A 14,598-nucleotide genomic window follows, 5' to 3' on the forward strand; every position below is an offset into this window, starting at 1 on the left:
GCATCGCATCGCGGCGCGACGCGGCCGCCAAAGCCTGCTCGCGATTCCGGCCGCCAGCCGCCACGCACGGCGCGCGTCAGGGCGTCTCGATGCCTTCCGCACGCGTGGCAAGGAATCGCAAGTACCTGGCATCCTCGTCCTCGAACAGCTCCGGCCCGCCCGCCATGTATGCGCGCATAAGTTCGTCGGCCGCACGGTCGAGATTGCCCAGTTCGAACTGGCACTGGCCGAGCCGCAGGTGCAGGAACGGGTTGCCGATCGCGTTGGGGAAGTGCATCGCCTGGCCGAGATTGTCGCACCCGGCAGCGTAGTCCGCTTGAAGGAAATTCGCGTCGCCGATCGCGGCCATCAACCACGTTCCGGCCTCCCAGTTGGTCTTCGGTTCGGGAAGCAGGTCGAATCCCGCCCGGAATTTCTCCAGTGCGCCTTCGTAGTCGCCGTCTTCCATCAACGCATCGCCCGCGTCGCTCAGCGCGCCGATGCGCTCATACAGCTCGTTGTCCAGTTCCGCCATGTCGAATCCCTGTTCCTGAGTTGAAATCGGCCCGGTGCGGCCGGTGGTTGCGATGCGATCGCGTGTGGTGTGGTGTGGCGTGCCGTGTTGCGGTCCTGCCCGTTCATCCGCCCGGCATTCGTCCAGCATACCCGAGCCGTATGACGCGCGTGTCGCGACTTGCCGCGCACCTGTCCGGCACCTGTCGAACGATCCGCGTCGGCTTCGTGCGCATGAATCCGCTACGCTGACGGATGCCTCGTGCCACCGTGACCCGCCCGCCGACGCGGCGATTCGCAGCGACGGTTTCTCATGCGGCACGGTGACCTCGTGCGTGCCGCCCCGGCCGCCAAAGGCGGGGATGGTTGTGCCGCGGCGACCACCGTGGCAGGATGCCGGGTTCGTTTGCACGGTGAAAGGGAGCTGGAAGCGATGTTGTCTTGCCGACTGAGGTGGTACGCGCTCGCGACGTCAAACCTGCTGCGCAGGCACTGGCAGGCGCTGCTCCTGCTGGCCATGCTGTTGCTGCCGGCGATGCCGGTGTTTTCGCAGACGCGCATTCTGGGTGCGCCGGTACTCGCGGCACTGGCACCGTCGCATGGCATCGAATGGCGGTTCGCGTGGGTGCATCTGCTCGAAGCCGTGGGCATCCTGTGGGTGCTGGCGCAGCGTCGTGCCATCACCGGGGGGCCGTTCGCCACCTTCCTCGCGTCCTTGCCCGTCTCCAGCGGCCGCCGGCGCGCCATCGACACGATCGTCGTGATCGTCGCGAGTACGCCGCTGCTGCTGCCCGTGCTTGCGGCCGCCATCGCGCTCGCCTTCCTGCCGCAAAAAGCGATCAACTACCTGTTCGTTCTCGACCTGTTCCTGATCACGCTCGGATGGCAATTGACCGCGCTGTCGCGCAACATCCGCAATGCAATCGCGTTGATCGTTGCCAATGTCTTCCTGATCGGCGGCTTTCACGCCGAGGGGGCGATACGTCCCGCGTGGCTGACCGTGGCATTGTTGCTCGCCGCTTTCGCGATTGCGCATACGGCCCCTGCGCGGGCCGCCCGTTCGGAAATGCCGGGGGCATTCTCGCGTCGCATCGCGGATGCGATCCGCGTCCTTGTCCGGAACGGGCTGCCGCCCGTCGCGAGGCTGCAGATCGGCATCCTGCGGGATCGCGCCGCGAGCACCGCCGGGCACTGCCTGATGATGGGTGCGGTCACCGCTTCGACATGCTTCCTGCTTGCGCTCTGGGGGTTCGACCAGCGCGCCGTTCCGCTGACGCTGATCGCGCAGGCCGTCATCGTGCTGATCGCGGCGACGACGTATCGCGATTTGCAGGCGGCGCACCTGCACGCGTCGCACTTCATGCAATCGTTGCCGCTGTCGACCTTCGCGAAGCGCCGGGCCGACTGTCTGACCGTTGCCGCGCTGGCGCTGCCGTTCGCCGCCGTCGCCCCGCTGTTGCTGGTGACGCACGGCGTGCTGTCATCGCAGATGGCGGCGGCGCTCGTGTGCTCGGGCGCACCGCTCGTCGCATTACACTATCTGCCGCAACGCTACGCGTCCCGACAATCCGTGTTGCTGGGCATCGCGCTGACCGTGGTCTGGGTCACGCTGGCCTGGCAAGTTTTCGTTTGATTACCCGATCCATGCTCCGCTTCGACAATCTCGGCAAGCGCTTCGACAAGCGCGTCATCTTCCAAGGGCTCAACTTCGCATCCGGCGCCGGGTGCGTGGCGCTGTGCGACGAAAACGGCAGCGGCAAATCGACGTTGCTCGGCATTCTCGCCGGCACGATCGATGCGGACGAAGGCGAAGTCTGGCTCGGCGGCCATTCCCTGCGCACCGCGCCGCTCGCGGCGAAATCCGCGCTGGCCTATGTACCCGACGATTGCCTGACGTATCCGTTCCAGACCGGACGCGCGTTTCTCGATCTCGTGGCCGCGGCCAAGAAAACCGTCGTCGACACCCGCACGCTCGAGCTGGCCGATCGATTCGGGCTCGCCCCGCATATGGACAAGCGCTTCGAGCAGATGTCGCTCGGCACGCGCAAGAAACTGTTCCTGACGGCGACGACACTCGGCGCGCCCACCGTCGTGATCGCCGACGAACCGGGCAACGGGCTCGATGCCGCGTCGCGTGCGGTGCTCGTCGACCTGTTCAGGACGTTGGCGGCAGACCGTGCCGTCTTTTTTTCGAGTCACGACCTGGCGCTGGCGCGTGCATGCGACGCAAGGATCACCGGTTTCGCGGAACTGGGAGCGGCTGGATAGGCGACATCGTCACGCGCAGTCGTGTGGAAAGAGCCGGCGCGGCTGCGTGACATGCGGAACGAGGAGGAGAGGCGCCGGTACCGGTCGCGGCAAGCTGCGGTATCGGCGGCAGGCAAGGATCTGATGCCTGATTCGTGCGGATAGGCGCGATAGCACGTTCACACGGGACAGCGGTCGACCAGCACCATTCCGGCGGCCGGCCAGGCTTCGGCAATCGTCACGCCGATGATGGAGCCACCGCCTGCTCCTACGGCATCATTGGCATCGTTCGTCGATCCGCGCACCGACGATCGATCGCGCTCTTTTCCCGGAAGTGCGAAACATCCGATCCCGTCTCGCACTTCCGTGATCTTTCCGATGCGCATGACGGGCGCGCCGGGCCCCGATCAACCCGCCGTTTGACTCCACGGCCGGCTGAGCGCTAGACCCGAACACGCACACGCCCATGCGCCCCTACCGTCAGGCCTTCAACGCCCCGAAAACCTCGTCCAGCATCTTCTTGGCATCGCCGAACAGCATCCGGTTGTTGTCCTTGTAGAACAGCGGATTGTCGACGCCCGCATAACCTGACGCCATGCTGCGCTTCATCACGATCGAGGTCTTGGCCTTCCACACCTCCAGCACCGGCATGCCGGCGATCGGGCTGGCCGGATCTTCCTGCGCGGCCGGGTTCACGATGTCGTTCGCGCCGATCACCATCGACACGTCGGCTTCCGGGAAATCGCCGTTGATCTCGTCCATCTCCATCACGATGTCGTAAGGCACCTTCGCCTCGGCGAGCAGCACGTTCATGTGCCCCGGCATGCGGCCGGCCACCGGATGGATCGCGAAGCGCACGTCGACGCCCTTCTCGCGCAGCACCTTCGTGAGTTCATGCACCGTGTGCTGGGCCTGCGCCACCGCCATCCCGTACCCGGGCACGATGATCACGCTCTTGGCATCGCGCAGCAGTTCGGCCGTCTCCAGCGCGCTCACCGCCACCACTTCGCCGGCCGGCTGCGCGCCGGCGCCTGCCGCCGCGGGCGCACCGCTGCCGGTGCCGAAGCCGCCCGCGATCACGCTGATGAAGTTGCGGTTCATCGCGCGGCACATGATGTACGACAGGATCGCACCCGACGAGCCCACCAGCGCGCCGATCACGATCAGCAGGTCGTTGCCGAGCATGAAGCCGGTGGCCGCCGCCGCCCAGCCCGAGTAGCTGTTGAGCATCGACACCACGACGGGCATGTCCGCGCCGCCGATCGCCATCACCATGTGCACGCCGAACAGCAGCGACACCACCGTCATCACGATGAGCGGCGTCATGCCGTCCTGGATCGTCTCCGCATGCAGGAACGCACGACCGTAATAGATCACGATCAGCAGCGCGGCGAGGTTGAGCCAGTGCCGCGCCGGCAGCAGCAGCGGCTTGCCGCCGATCTTGCCGGAGAGCTTGCCGAACGCGATGACCGAGCCCGCGAAGGTCACCGCGCCGATCAGGATGCCCACGTAGATCTCCACTTCGCGGATGGCCTTCTCCGCGCCGCTGAACTGCACCGACGTATCGATGTAGCTGGCGAAGCCCACCAGGCAGGCCGCGAGACCGACCAGGCTGTGCATCAGCGCAACCAGTTCGGGCATCTGCGTCATCTGCACCTTCTTCGCGGCGACGAGGCCGACGGCGCCGCCGACGACCAGCGCGGCCACGACATACGGAATGCCTTCGGCCGACACGCGCGGGCCGAGTACGGTGGCGAGCACGGCGATCAGCATGCCGATCATGCCGAGCAGGTTGCCGCGGCGCGCGGTCTCGGGGTTCGCCAGCCCGCCGAGGCTGAGGATGAAGAGGATGGCCGCGCCGATATAGGAGACGGTAGTCAGGTTGGAAGTCATTGTTGTCGTCTCCTTACTTGCGGAACATCGCCAGCATGCGGCGCGTCACCGCGAAACCGCCGAACATGTTGACGGCCGTGAGCGTCAGCGCACCCACCGCCAGGCCGAGGATCAGCCCCGAAGGACGGCCCTCCGCCGCGGCCTCGCCCAGCGGCGGCGCGACCTGCACCAGCGCGCCGATCGCGATGATCGACGAGATCGCGTTGGTGACGCTCATCAACGGCGTATGCAGCGACGGCGTGACGTTCCAGATCACCATGTAGCCGACGAAGCAGGCCAGCACGAACACCGTGAAGTGCGCCAGGAACGTGGCCGGCGCGAACTGGCCGACCAGCAGGAACGCCAGTGCGCCGACGGCGAACACGATCGCGAGCGACTTCGCCGACATCGGCTCGCCGCTGCCGTGCCCGTGGCCCTTGGACGCGGTTGCCGCAACCGGCGCCGCCGCGGGTTTCGGTACCGCGGCCGGCTGCTGGATCGGCGGCGGCGGCCAGGTCACGCTGCCTTCCTTGATGACCGTGAGGCCGCGGATCGCGTCGTCATTGAAGTCGACGTTGATCGTGCCGTCCTTCGCCTTGCACAGCTCCTCGATCACGCGCAGCAGGTTGGTCGCATACAGCGTCGACGACTGTCGCGCCAGGCGCGACGCGAGATCCGTGTAGCCGACGATGGTCACGCCATGGCGGACCACCGCCTCGCCCGGCACCGTCAGCTCGCAGTTGCCGCCCTGCTCGCCGGCCATGTCGACGATTACGCTGCCCGGCTTCATCGACTGCACCATCTCGGCCGTGATGAGCTTCGGTGCCGGCTTGCCCGGAATCAGCGCGGTGGTGATGATGATGTCCGCATCCTTGGCCTGCTGCGCGTACATCGCGCGCTGCGCCTGCTGGAAGCCTTCGCTCATCACCTTCGCGTAACCGCCGCCGCCCGAGCCCTCTTCCTCGTAGTCGACCTTGACGAATTCGCCGCCGAGCGACTTGACCTGGTCGGCCACTTCCGCGCGCGTGTCGTTGGCGCGCACGATCGCGCCGAGGCCGGCGGCCGTGCCGATGGCCGCAAGGCCGGCGACGCCCGCGCCGGCGACGAACACCTTGGCCGGCGGCACTTTGCCCGCGGCCGTGATCTGCCCGTTGAAGTAACGGCCGAACGCATGGGCCGCCTCGATGACGGCGCGGTAGCCGCTCACGCCGGCCATCGACGTGAGCGCATCCATCTTCTGCGCGCGCGACAGCGTGCGCGGCAGGGAATCGATCGCCAGCACCGTGGCCCGCTTCGCGGCCAGCTGCTGCATCAGTTCGGGGTTCTGCGCCGGCCAGACGAAGCCGACCAGCGTGCTGCCTTCACGCAACAGCGCGACTTCCTCGCTGCTCGGCGGGCGCACCTTGAGGACGATATCGCTGCGGCCCCACAGATCGGCGGCCGTCGCCACGACTTCGGCCCCGGCCGTGCGGTAGTCGTCGTCGCTGAAGTTCGCGCCGGTGCCGGCACCGCTTTGCACGGCCACCGAGAACCCGAGCTTGATCAGCTTTTCGACCACGTCGGGAACCGTCGCTACGCGCCGTTCCTCGTTGGCCGTCTCCAGAGGGACCCCAATCAGTAATGTCATATCCTGAACTGTCAGTAGTGGCCGTCGCTAGGAGTTACGGCCTGCGTTTCAAGTCACCCAACTCAATCCGTGTACGACGCTGTTCCGCGGGCAGCTTCGCACTGCCGCGCCGAATTCACAAACTGTTCATCCTCTAAACAATCGGCTTGTCAGATCCGGGCGGTTCATGCTCCAGCCTGATTTTTCCGACGAATAGCCGGCGCATGATCCATTCGGATAAGAACTGCGAAGCATATCCCGTGCCAAAGTCTTTCCGAAATTTATATTTTGAATCGGCGCGCATTCAATCCATGAATCCCCTGTCTGGACACGACGGGCCTATAACCTGGCGTTTACCCGCTGGAACCGCTTCGCACGGCCTGTCGGCGCGTGAATCCGCTTGAAATTCGCTTTCAATTCGTTCGAAACATGCAAAACCGGTTATCGGCATGAACGCTTCGGAATCGGTTTCATCGCGAATTTCCCGCTTGTCGGCACAATGCGATTTGTCGCGTGCGAACGACATCATCCGCGTGGCCGATGACATTCGGTGCCGGCGAGTTTAAGGGAGAACGCAGCCTGTCAGGATCAAGCGCGACGACGATCACTCGCGCAGCGCGTCGACGTGGGCACGGATGCGGCGCGCGCCCTCTTCCGGCGTGCATGTCGACGTGTCGATGCGCAGCGCGTAAGGCCGCGAATAAGCCGGATGCCCGAACTGGGAGCGGGCCATGCCCTCGCCGCGATCCGGCCTCGCGCGTTCGCGCTGTTCGAGGATATCCAGCGGGCACGTCACGCCGATGACGAAGGTCTGACGCGGCGACAGCGCGGCAATACATGCGTCGAGCGCGGCCGGATCCCGGAGCACGAGATCCAGCACGATCTCGAAATGGCTGGCCGCGATCCGTGCGAGTGTCGACTGCAGGTTGAGCTGGTGGAGTCTCAGCGCCTGATTCAGCTCCTCGTCCGATCGCATGTCACGTCGGCGCGACATCTCGACGAACGCGTCGAGCGAGACGTGAAACGTCGGCACGTCCGACCCTTGCTGGAGCGCCCTGGCCAGGCTGCTCTTCCCTGCACTGGTCGGGCCGTGCAATACGACGGCAACGGGTTTCATGGCGATGGTCGATGGGCGAGGTGCCCGGTTGCCGCGATGGATCAGGATGCTAGCCCAATTTTCGCCGCCCATCGACACGCCCGGTCGGCGCTTCGGCGAGCCCGCGCAACGCCGCCGCGTGCTCGGCGCCGTCCGCGATCTCGTCCAGCGCCCGGTTGTTGGTACGCGGCCCGAACACGCCGATCGACACCATCACGATCAGCATGCTGCCGCCGATCAGCACGAACACGGCCGACACCCCCGCGCGTTCGAGCAGCAGCGCGACGATGAAACTGCTCGCGATCCCCGTCAGGCGGCCGATCGAATGCACGAAGCCGAGCGCGCGCCCGCGGATCTCGGTCGGAAACACTTCCGACTGGTACGCGGTGCCGTTGCTCGCGAGCACCGTGTTGGACAGCGTGACGAGCAAGCCGAATGCGATCACGAACGGCGCCTGCGCCGACATCGCGAACGCGGTGCCGAACAGTGCGACGCCGAACGCCGACGCGACGATCAGCCATTTGCGCTCGATCCGGTCGGCGAGCAGGCCGGCGACGAACGGCGACACCGGATACGCGAACGCGATCACGAACGCATACCAGAGGCTCTTCGTGACGCTCGCGCCCTGCGCGGCGAGCAGCGTCGGCAGCCACTGGCTGAAGCCGAAGAAACCGATGCTCAGGAATGCATTGAACGCAATCAGCATCGTCGTGCGGCCGCGATGCCGCGCATCCCACATCGACGGCGCGCGCCGCACGGCCGTGGCCGTGGCCGTGGCCGCTGCGACCGGCGTCGGGACTGCGGGCAGCGGCCGGCCGGATTCCCGCTCGACGGCCTGCTCGAGCCGCCGCAGCACGGCTTCGGCCTCGGCCTCGCGCCCCGTGTGGGCGAGCCAGCGCGGCGACTCCGGCAACCGCGACTGCAGCCACCAGACGAAAACCGCGCCGCTGCCGCCGAGCAGCACGACCCAGCGCCATCCGGACATGCCGAGCGGATCGTGCGGCACCCATAACCACGACACCAGCGCCAGCACGGGCATCGCGAGATAGCCGACCGCGAAGCACAGCGCGAACGCGCGGCCGCGCACCGCCTTCGGCACCAGCTCGGTCAGGAACGCGCCGATCGTGATCAGCTCCGCGCCGATGCCGCAGCCCGCGATGAAACGGCACACGAGGATGCCGAGCGCATGCGTCTGCACGCACATCGCCAGGCTCGCCGCCGTGTAGAGCAGCAGCGCGCCGGTGAACAGCGCGCGACGCCCGAAGCGGTCCGCGAGACGCGACACGAACATCTCGCCGACGAACAGCCCCGCGAACGTCGCCGCGCCGAGCGCGCCCTGGTCCGACATGCCGAGCACGCCGTGCGAGCCTGCGTGAAAGATGCCGTCGCGGATCAACCCGGGCGGCAGGTAGGTCATCTGGAACAGGTCGTAGACCTCGAAAAACCCGCCGACGCTCAGGAACAGCACGAGCGTCCAGATGCTGGCCGTCGCGGGCAGGCGGTCGATGCGGGCGGCGATCGACGCCGCATGGGAATGGGACATGGCGATTCCTCGATGATCCGCCCGCGCGGCCTGCGCGAAGCGGCGAAGCGGCAGACCCGGCGCCGGCGCGGCATGCGCGCGGCGCCGGCGTTCATACGGTGGCGACCGGATTGACCGGCGACCCGACGAGCCCGCGCAGGTGCAGCGGCGGCGCGGTCAGCAGGAAGCGGTTGCGCCGGTGCGCGTGCAGCCAGTCGGCGAGCGGCGTCAGATGCCACAGCTCGCCGAGGTGGATGCCGAGCTTGAACAGGCACAGCTCGTGCAGCGGCATCAGCGCGCCGGGCTGCTCGCGCGCCCGCGCATCGCGCGGTCGCTCCTCGACCGCGTGGTTGTCCGCCGCGAGCGCGGCGAGCCCCGACGCGTCGATCCATTCGAGCAGGCGCGGGTCGTCGCCGTCGAGCACGCAGCACACGTCCGGCGCGGCGGGTTCGCCGCGCGCGTCGGCGTCGAGCAGGCGATCGGCGAAGCCCGTATGCACGCACACGATGTCGCCGCGCTCGACGATCACGTCGTCCGCGCGCAGCACCGCCATCCACTCCGCGTAGCCGATCTTGCGCCGCTCGTCGCCGAAGTGGCGCCGCAGGTCGACGAGCACGCCGCGCCCCTGCACGCCCGTCTGCGCCATCACCTCGATGCCGAGCGCGCGCGCGCCGCCGCGCGGCGCACCCGCTTCGGGCACCTGGATGTGCTCGTCCATCCGGTAGCCGTTGTAGAACATGCGGGCCCGCTCGCCGTCGCCCGCCGGATCGAACAGCGAGCCGACGTGCGACAGCGCATCCCACTGCGTCGAGAACTGCGAGTGCATGCAGAACGAATCGTCGCAGACCACATCGGTTGCGTTCGCAACCTGTTCATCCGCCCGATAGCCGAAGTACGGCTTGTCGCCGAGCAGCGCCGGCATGATCGCCGGCGGCCGGCGCCGCGCGTTCAATCCGCCGCCGCGCGGCACGTCGAGCGGCAGGCTCAGCGAAAACACGCGGCCTTCGCGCACTTCCGCGACGCCGCGCTGCACCGCGTCGGCAGTCAGCCAGTTCAGGCGCCCTTTCTGATCGTCCGGGCCGAAATCCCCCCAGTTCGAGCCGGGCGGCCGATGGGTCCAGCGTGGCTTCATGGTTGTCTCCTCCATGCAATGTCCAGGGTGCGGCGGCCGTCCTTCGCGGCCGCGTCGCACGTCGCGCCTACCGCGTGCGGATCACGCCCAGCCCCGCGAGCCGCTCGTATTCGCGTTCGCCGAGCAGCGGCAGCAGGATCTCGCGATTGTTCTCGCCGAGCGCGGGCGCGGGCCGGCGGAACGTGCCGGGCGTGGCCGACAGGCGCGGCGTGATGTTGTGCATCGGCAGGCTGCCGACGTCGTCGTCCGGCAGCTCGACGAGCGCCTCGCGCTCGATCACATAGCGGTCCTGAACGATCTGCGCGATATCCTGGATCGGCCCGACCGTCACGCCCGCTTCTTCGAAGAACGCGAGATTGGCATCGAGATCGCGCGCGGCGATGAATTCGCCGACGATCGCATCGAGCGCTTCCGCGTGCTGCACGCGCTGCACGTTGGTCGCGTAGCGGGGATCGTCGATCAGCTCCGCGCGGCCGATCGCGCGGAACAGCCGCTCGGCCATCGCCTGAGTCGAGCTCGACAGGCACAGCCACTTGCCGTCGCGGGTCCGATACGCGTTGCGCGGCGCGGTGTTCGACGAGCGGCTGCCGGTGCGTTCCTTGATCTTGCCGGTCATCACGTAGTTCGCGGCGGCCGGGCCGAGAATCGACAGCAGCGGCTCGAACAGCGACACGTCGATCACCTGCCCCGCCGCGCCGTGCGCGTCGCGCGCATGCAGCGCGACCAGCACGGCGATCGCGCCGGACAGCCCGGCCGTCATGTCGCCGAGGAACATCGGCGGCAGCACCGGCTCGCGATCGGCGAAGCCGTTGATCGCCGCGAACCCCGCATATCCTTCCGCGAGCGTGCCGAAGCCCGGCTTGTGGCGATACGGCCCGGTCTGCCCCCAGCCGGAGATCCGCGCGATCACCAGCTCGGGGCGGATCGCGAGCAGGTCGTCCGGGCCGAGCCCCATCTTCTCGGCGACGCCGGGCTTGAAGCTTTCGACGAACACGTCCGCGTCGCGCACCAGCCGGCGGACGATGTCGATGCCCTCGGGCGCGCGCAGGTCGACGCACACGCTGCGCTTGTTGCGCCCGTATACCTTCCAGTTCGTGCTGATCCCGCCCGCGCCGACCGCGCGCAGCGTATCGCCGCGCTCGCTCTCGACCTTCACGACGTCCGCGCCGAAATCGGCGAGCTGCACGCTCAGCATGTTGCCGGCCATCAGGCGCGACAGGTCGACGACGCGCACGCCCGCGAGCGGCCCCTGCGCGCCGGCGTCGAACGGTTTCGGATGAATCGGGCCGGTGGACGCGCGACGGTGCGCGCCGGCCGCGTGAGCGGCCTGCGGGTCGGGAACGAACATGCTTGTCTCCTGGTTGGTGTATGCGTCGTGCGAGGCGGACTGCAAGGCGGACTTCGAGGCGCGCTCAGCCGCGCGCGGCGCTATTCGAGCAGCGCGCCGAGCTGGTCGGCCGCGCGAAATGCCGCGCCTGCGGCGGGCAGATCGCCGCCGAGCGCATGCGTCAGCTCGGCGGCGGCCGCCTGCACGCGCGGCAGGTAGTCGGCCAGCACCTTCTTGTTGAAGCGATACCGCGGTACGCCGAGCGAGATCGCGCCGCTGAGCACGCGGCCGACGCCGAATGCCGGGCACGCGATCGCCGCGCTTTCCGGATCGCGCTCGGCGATCGATACCGCGTAGCCCTGCTCGGCCGTCTTCTCGTAGTCGCCGCCGCGCGTGCCGCTGAACGCAAGCAGCACACGCCCGGCCGCGCCGACGTCGAGCGGGAAGCGGTCGCCCTCGCGCAGGTGCGTGCGCACCGAGCGCTGCGCCTGGATGCGGAACAGGCACACGCGCTGGTCGCCTTCACGCACGTAGAACGCGGCCGTCTCGCCGGTTTCCGCCGACAGCCTCGACAGGATCGGCATCACGTACTCGCGCAGCTGGAACGACTCGCGATACATCATCCCGAGCTGGAACACGGCGGGCCCCAGCACATAGCGCCCGTCCGGCAGGCGCTTGATGAAGCGGAACTGCTCGAGCGACTCGAACATCCGCAACAGCGTGCTCATGTTGAGCCCCGTCTCCTCGCTCACCTGCGCGAGCATCAGCCCGCCGGGCGCGTTGCCGAATGCCAGCAGCGCGGTCAGCGCGCGGTTGACCGCGGCCACGCCGCCCTCTGCCGGACTGCTTGTCTCCACCTTGTTCATGTCCACCTCGTGCGATGCCGGGCTGTTCGTGTCAGGTCGGTGCCACGTTACGCTGGCCGGCATCAAAAAATGAAAGTCACTTTCATTATACGCAGATCATCGATGACATCAACATGAATCCGCAGAGCTTCGCTCGGTCATCATCCTGCAATGTTCCTTGATACTAGGCGTTAACGATAATCTTGACGAATGCGGTCATCCATCACAAAAATGAAAGTGACTTTCATTTTATGAGACCGTAGATGAATTCATCGTCACAACCCGTCTGGCGCTCGCTGCTGTACGTCCCCGCGCATGTCCCTCGTTTCGTCGCATCGGCCGCCGCGAGCGACGCCGATGCGCTGATCCTCGATCTCGAGGACAGCGTCCCGCCCGCATGCAAGGCGGCCGCCCGCGACGGGCTGGCCGACGCCGTGCCGGCGCTGCGCGCGCCGGGCCGCGACTTGCTGGTGCGCGCCAACGGCCCGCTCGACCAGCTCGTGCCCGACCTGCGCGCGGCCGTCCGGGCCGGCGTAGACGGCGTCGTGCTGCCGAAGGTACGCGGCGGCTCGCACATCGAGGCGATCGACGAACTGCTGGCCGCGCTCGAAGAAGAAGCCGGCGCGCCGTCCGGCCGCACGCGGATCGTCGCGATCGTCGAAACGCCGCGCGCGTTCCAGGCAATGGACCGGATCGCGCAGGCGTCGCCGCGCGTCGTCGCGATGATGCTGGGCGGCGGCGATTTCGCGCTGAACTGCGAAAGCGGCGCGAGCGCCGATGTGCTGCGCGTGCCGAAACAGTTGCTGATCATCGCCGCGCGCGCCGCCGGCATCCTGCCGCTCGGCCTCATCGGCGGCCTCGACGAACTGCGCGATCTCGACGCGTTCGAGCGCATCGCGCGCGCGTCCGCGGAGCTCGGCTATGCAGGCGCGACCTGCATCCACCCGCTGCAGGTCGGCGCGCTCAACCGTGCGTTCCGGCCCGACGACGCCGCGGTGCGCGACGCGCACGCGGTGCTGGCCGCCTACGACGACGCACGTGCGAACGGGCGCGGCGCGCTGCGCGTCGACGGCCGGATGGTCGACGCGCCCGGCGTCGCCCGCGCGAAGCGCGTGCTCGCACGTCACGCGGCGGTACAGGCACGCGCCGACGGCGTGCCCCGGTAATGCGGGCGCCGCCCTTCATCGCCGCACGTCCATGCGCGTGTCGCGCGGTGCGCGCACGCGCCCCGTCACGATGCCGTCCGCTCGCCACCCGGCCCGGATAGCGTCGCCCCGCAGCACCGCCGCACCGCTCGACCGGCGCGGCGCCGAACTCAAACAAAGAACAAACCCTGGAAGGAGACAAACCATGGGCAAGCGGATGTCCGCACTGTGCGGACTGGGCCTCGTATCGGCCGGCGCCTGCGCGCAGAGCACGATCACGCTGTATGGCGTGGCCGACATCTATACGGAATTCCTCACCCATCAGGCCGCGCCCGGCGACAAGTCGTCGGCATCGCTCGTGCGGATGGCGTCGGGCGGCAAGAGCGGCTCGCGCTGGGGCCTGAAGGGCGTCGAGGAACTCGGCGGCGGCTGGCAGGCCGCGTTCCGGCTCGAAAGCGGCATCAACCTGAACAACGGTACCGGCACCGGCGCGGGCGGCTTCGACCGCTCCGCATGGGTCGGGCTGCAGCACGAGCGCTGGGGCGCGCTGCGGCTCGGCCACCAGTACACGACGCTGTTCGACGTCATGGAGCGCTATTCGCCGACGGGCGCGTACTCGACGCTGTACGAGCCGGCCGGCGCGATCGTCGGCGTCAACTTCCGCGAGAACAACGTCGCCAAGTACCTGGCGAAGATCGGCCCGCTGACGCTCGAAACGCACTATTCGTTCGGCGGCACGCCCGGCGCGTTCCAGTCGAACGCCGCCTATGGCGCCGGCTTCGACTATGCCGGCGGCGCAATCTCGCTCGCCGCCGCGTTCGACAACGTCAACACCCCGCAGCCGGGCGGCTTCGCGCACTTCCGCCGCTACGCCGCAGCCGCGATCGCGTCCGTCGGCCGCGCGCAGCTGCTGGCCGGCGTCACGCACGGCCAGAGCGGCGTCGCCGCGCCGTCGGTCGTGACGCGCTACACGTTCTGGTGGGCCGGCGTGCGCTACGCGATCACCCCTTACCTGCAGGCGATCGGCGCGTTCTATTACGAGGACATCCGCGCGCAGAATGCGCCGAACGCGCAGACACCCACGCCGCACCCGGCCAACCCGCAGCAGGTCACGCTGCAGCTGAACTACTTCCTGTCGAAAGCCGTCACGCTGTACCTGGCGGGCGGCTACGCGCGCCGCGCCGCGCTCGATTTCGACAACTACAACTACAACTTCCTCCACTACACGCTGGCCGGCGACCGCGCCAGCAGCGCGGGCGTGGCACTCGGCCTGCGCAAGCTGTTCTGACCTCGCCTCTCCCCAGCCTCAGGAAC

The 14,598-nt window shown here is 68.0% G+C and carries 13 protein-coding genes; 4 read left to right on the forward strand and 9 right to left on the reverse strand.

The genetic code is table 11. The features are described from left to right. Nucleotides 1–76 precede the first annotated feature (76 nt). On the reverse strand, nucleotides 77–643 hold the full coding sequence (locus ACTJLD_RS15365) for a tetratricopeptide repeat protein (RefSeq protein WP_440659222.1): 567 nt from the start codon (nucleotides 641–643) through the stop codon (nucleotides 77–79). Between the two features lie 162 nt (nucleotides 644–805). Between ACTJLD_RS15365 and ACTJLD_RS15370 the strand changes: the two genes are divergently transcribed. Together ACTJLD_RS15370 and ACTJLD_RS15375 are read left to right on the forward strand one after the other, a co-directional pair. Beyond that, the gene (locus ACTJLD_RS15370) at nucleotides 806–2,125 is read left to right on the forward strand and encodes a hypothetical protein (protein WP_440659223.1); all 1,320 of its coding nucleotides are present in this window, start codon (nucleotides 806–808) and stop codon (nucleotides 2,123–2,125) included. An 11-nt stretch (nucleotides 2,126–2,136) separates the two neighbouring features. Further along, a complete protein-coding gene (locus ACTJLD_RS15375; RefSeq protein ID WP_060174407.1) occupies nucleotides 2,137–2,760 on the forward strand; it encodes an ABC transporter ATP-binding protein in 624 nt (207 codons plus the stop codon). Nucleotides 2,761–2,918: 158 nt separating this feature from the next. On the opposite strand, the gene ACTJLD_RS15380 is transcribed toward ACTJLD_RS15375, so the two are convergent. From ACTJLD_RS15380 to ACTJLD_RS15415, 8 genes are all read right to left on the reverse strand, one after another. Beyond that, entirely contained in the window at nucleotides 2,919–3,125 is a 207-nt protein-coding gene (locus ACTJLD_RS15380) for a hypothetical protein (RefSeq protein ID WP_440659224.1), read from the reverse strand. A 94-nt stretch (nucleotides 3,126–3,219) separates the two neighbouring features. After that, nucleotides 3,220–4,632 (reverse strand): Re/Si-specific NAD(P)(+) transhydrogenase subunit beta, encoded by a 1,413-nt coding sequence (pntB, locus tag ACTJLD_RS15385; RefSeq protein ID WP_440659225.1) that lies wholly within the window; start codon nucleotides 4,630–4,632, stop codon nucleotides 3,220–3,222. A 13-nt stretch (nucleotides 4,633–4,645) separates the two neighbouring features. Then, nucleotides 4,646–6,238, reverse strand: coding sequence for a Re/Si-specific NAD(P)(+) transhydrogenase subunit alpha (locus ACTJLD_RS15390; RefSeq protein WP_440659226.1), 1,593 nt, complete (start codon nucleotides 6,236–6,238; stop codon nucleotides 4,646–4,648). A gap of 583 nt (nucleotides 6,239–6,821) precedes the next feature. Next, a complete protein-coding gene (locus ACTJLD_RS15395) occupies nucleotides 6,822–7,406 on the reverse strand; it encodes a chloramphenicol phosphotransferase CPT family protein (protein ID WP_081066317.1) in 585 nt (194 codons plus the stop codon). Beyond that, nucleotides 7,384–8,856 (reverse strand): MFS transporter, encoded by a 1,473-nt coding sequence (locus tag ACTJLD_RS15400; protein ID WP_136470929.1) that lies wholly within the window; start codon nucleotides 8,854–8,856, stop codon nucleotides 7,384–7,386. The genes ACTJLD_RS15395 and ACTJLD_RS15400 overlap by 23 nt, the downstream gene beginning before the upstream one ends. 91 nt (nucleotides 8,857–8,947) lie before the next feature. Continuing rightward, nucleotides 8,948–9,967 carry a cyclase family protein gene (locus tag ACTJLD_RS15405; RefSeq protein WP_440659227.1) on the reverse strand — a complete coding sequence of 340 codons (1,020 nt, stop codon included), beginning with the start codon at nucleotides 9,965–9,967 and terminating at the stop codon, nucleotides 8,948–8,950. 67 nt (nucleotides 9,968–10,034) lie between these two features. Beyond that, nucleotides 10,035–11,315 carry a CaiB/BaiF CoA transferase family protein gene (locus ACTJLD_RS15410; protein WP_059699422.1) on the reverse strand — a complete coding sequence of 427 codons (1,281 nt, stop codon included), beginning with the start codon at nucleotides 11,313–11,315 and terminating at the stop codon, nucleotides 10,035–10,037. A gap of 80 nt (nucleotides 11,316–11,395) precedes the next feature. Beyond that, entirely contained in the window at nucleotides 11,396–12,160 is a 765-nt protein-coding gene (locus ACTJLD_RS15415) for an IclR family transcriptional regulator (RefSeq protein WP_048027293.1), read from the reverse strand. A gap of 242 nt (nucleotides 12,161–12,402) precedes the next feature. On the opposite strand from ACTJLD_RS15415, the gene ACTJLD_RS15420 reads away from it, so the two are divergent. Both ACTJLD_RS15420 and ACTJLD_RS15425 read left to right on the forward strand, forming a co-directional pair. Continuing rightward, complete coding sequence (locus ACTJLD_RS15420; RefSeq protein WP_440659228.1) at nucleotides 12,403–13,305, forward strand: HpcH/HpaI aldolase/citrate lyase family protein; 903 nt, start codon at nucleotides 12,403–12,405, stop codon at nucleotides 13,303–13,305. 184 nt (nucleotides 13,306–13,489) lie between these two features. Next, nucleotides 13,490–14,572, forward strand: coding sequence for a porin (locus ACTJLD_RS15425; protein WP_334034875.1), 1,083 nt, complete (start codon nucleotides 13,490–13,492; stop codon nucleotides 14,570–14,572). The last annotated feature ends 26 nt before the right edge of the window (nucleotides 14,573–14,598 follow it).

Origin of the sequence: Burkholderia sp. 22088, from assembly GCF_052045915.1 — a bacterium.
In the GTDB taxonomy this organism is placed as follows: domain Bacteria; phylum Pseudomonadota; class Gammaproteobacteria; order Burkholderiales; family Burkholderiaceae; genus Burkholderia; species Burkholderia cepacia.

Excerpts from the sequence above, each read along its gene's own strand:
- ACTJLD_RS15400 (WP_136470929.1), bottom strand. The coding sequence starts at position 8,856 with ATGTCCCATTCCCATGCGGCGTCGATCGCCGCCCGCATCGACCGCCTG.
- ACTJLD_RS15415 (WP_048027293.1), bottom strand. The coding sequence starts at position 12,160 with ATGAACAAGGTGGAGACAAGCAGTCCGGCAGAGGGCGGCGTGGCCGCG.
- ACTJLD_RS15370 (WP_440659223.1), top strand. The coding sequence starts at position 806 with ATGCGGCACGGTGACCTCGTGCGTGCCGCCCCGGCCGCCAAAGGCGGG.
- ACTJLD_RS15410 (WP_059699422.1), bottom strand. The coding sequence starts at position 11,315 with ATGTTCGTTCCCGACCCGCAGGCCGCTCACGCGGCCGGCGCGCACCGT.
- ACTJLD_RS15380 (WP_440659224.1), bottom strand. The coding sequence starts at position 3,125 with ATGCGCATCGGAAAGATCACGGAAGTGCGAGACGGGATCGGATGTTTC.
- ACTJLD_RS15390 (WP_440659226.1), bottom strand. The coding sequence starts at position 6,238 with ATGACATTACTGATTGGGGTCCCTCTGGAGACGGCCAACGAGGAACGG.
- pntB (WP_440659225.1), bottom strand. The coding sequence starts at position 4,632 with ATGACTTCCAACCTGACTACCGTCTCCTATATCGGCGCGGCCATCCTC.
- ACTJLD_RS15420 (WP_440659228.1), top strand. The coding sequence starts at position 12,403 with ATGAATTCATCGTCACAACCCGTCTGGCGCTCGCTGCTGTACGTCCCC.
- ACTJLD_RS15365 (WP_440659222.1), bottom strand. The coding sequence starts at position 643 with ATGCTGGACGAATGCCGGGCGGATGAACGGGCAGGACCGCAACACGGC.
- ACTJLD_RS15395 (WP_081066317.1), bottom strand. The coding sequence starts at position 7,406 with ATGGGCGGCGAAAATTGGGCTAGCATCCTGATCCATCGCGGCAACCGG.
- ACTJLD_RS15375 (WP_060174407.1), top strand. The coding sequence starts at position 2,137 with ATGCTCCGCTTCGACAATCTCGGCAAGCGCTTCGACAAGCGCGTCATC.
- ACTJLD_RS15425 (WP_334034875.1), top strand. The coding sequence starts at position 13,490 with ATGGGCAAGCGGATGTCCGCACTGTGCGGACTGGGCCTCGTATCGGCC.
- ACTJLD_RS15405 (WP_440659227.1), bottom strand. The coding sequence starts at position 9,967 with ATGAAGCCACGCTGGACCCATCGGCCGCCCGGCTCGAACTGGGGGGAT.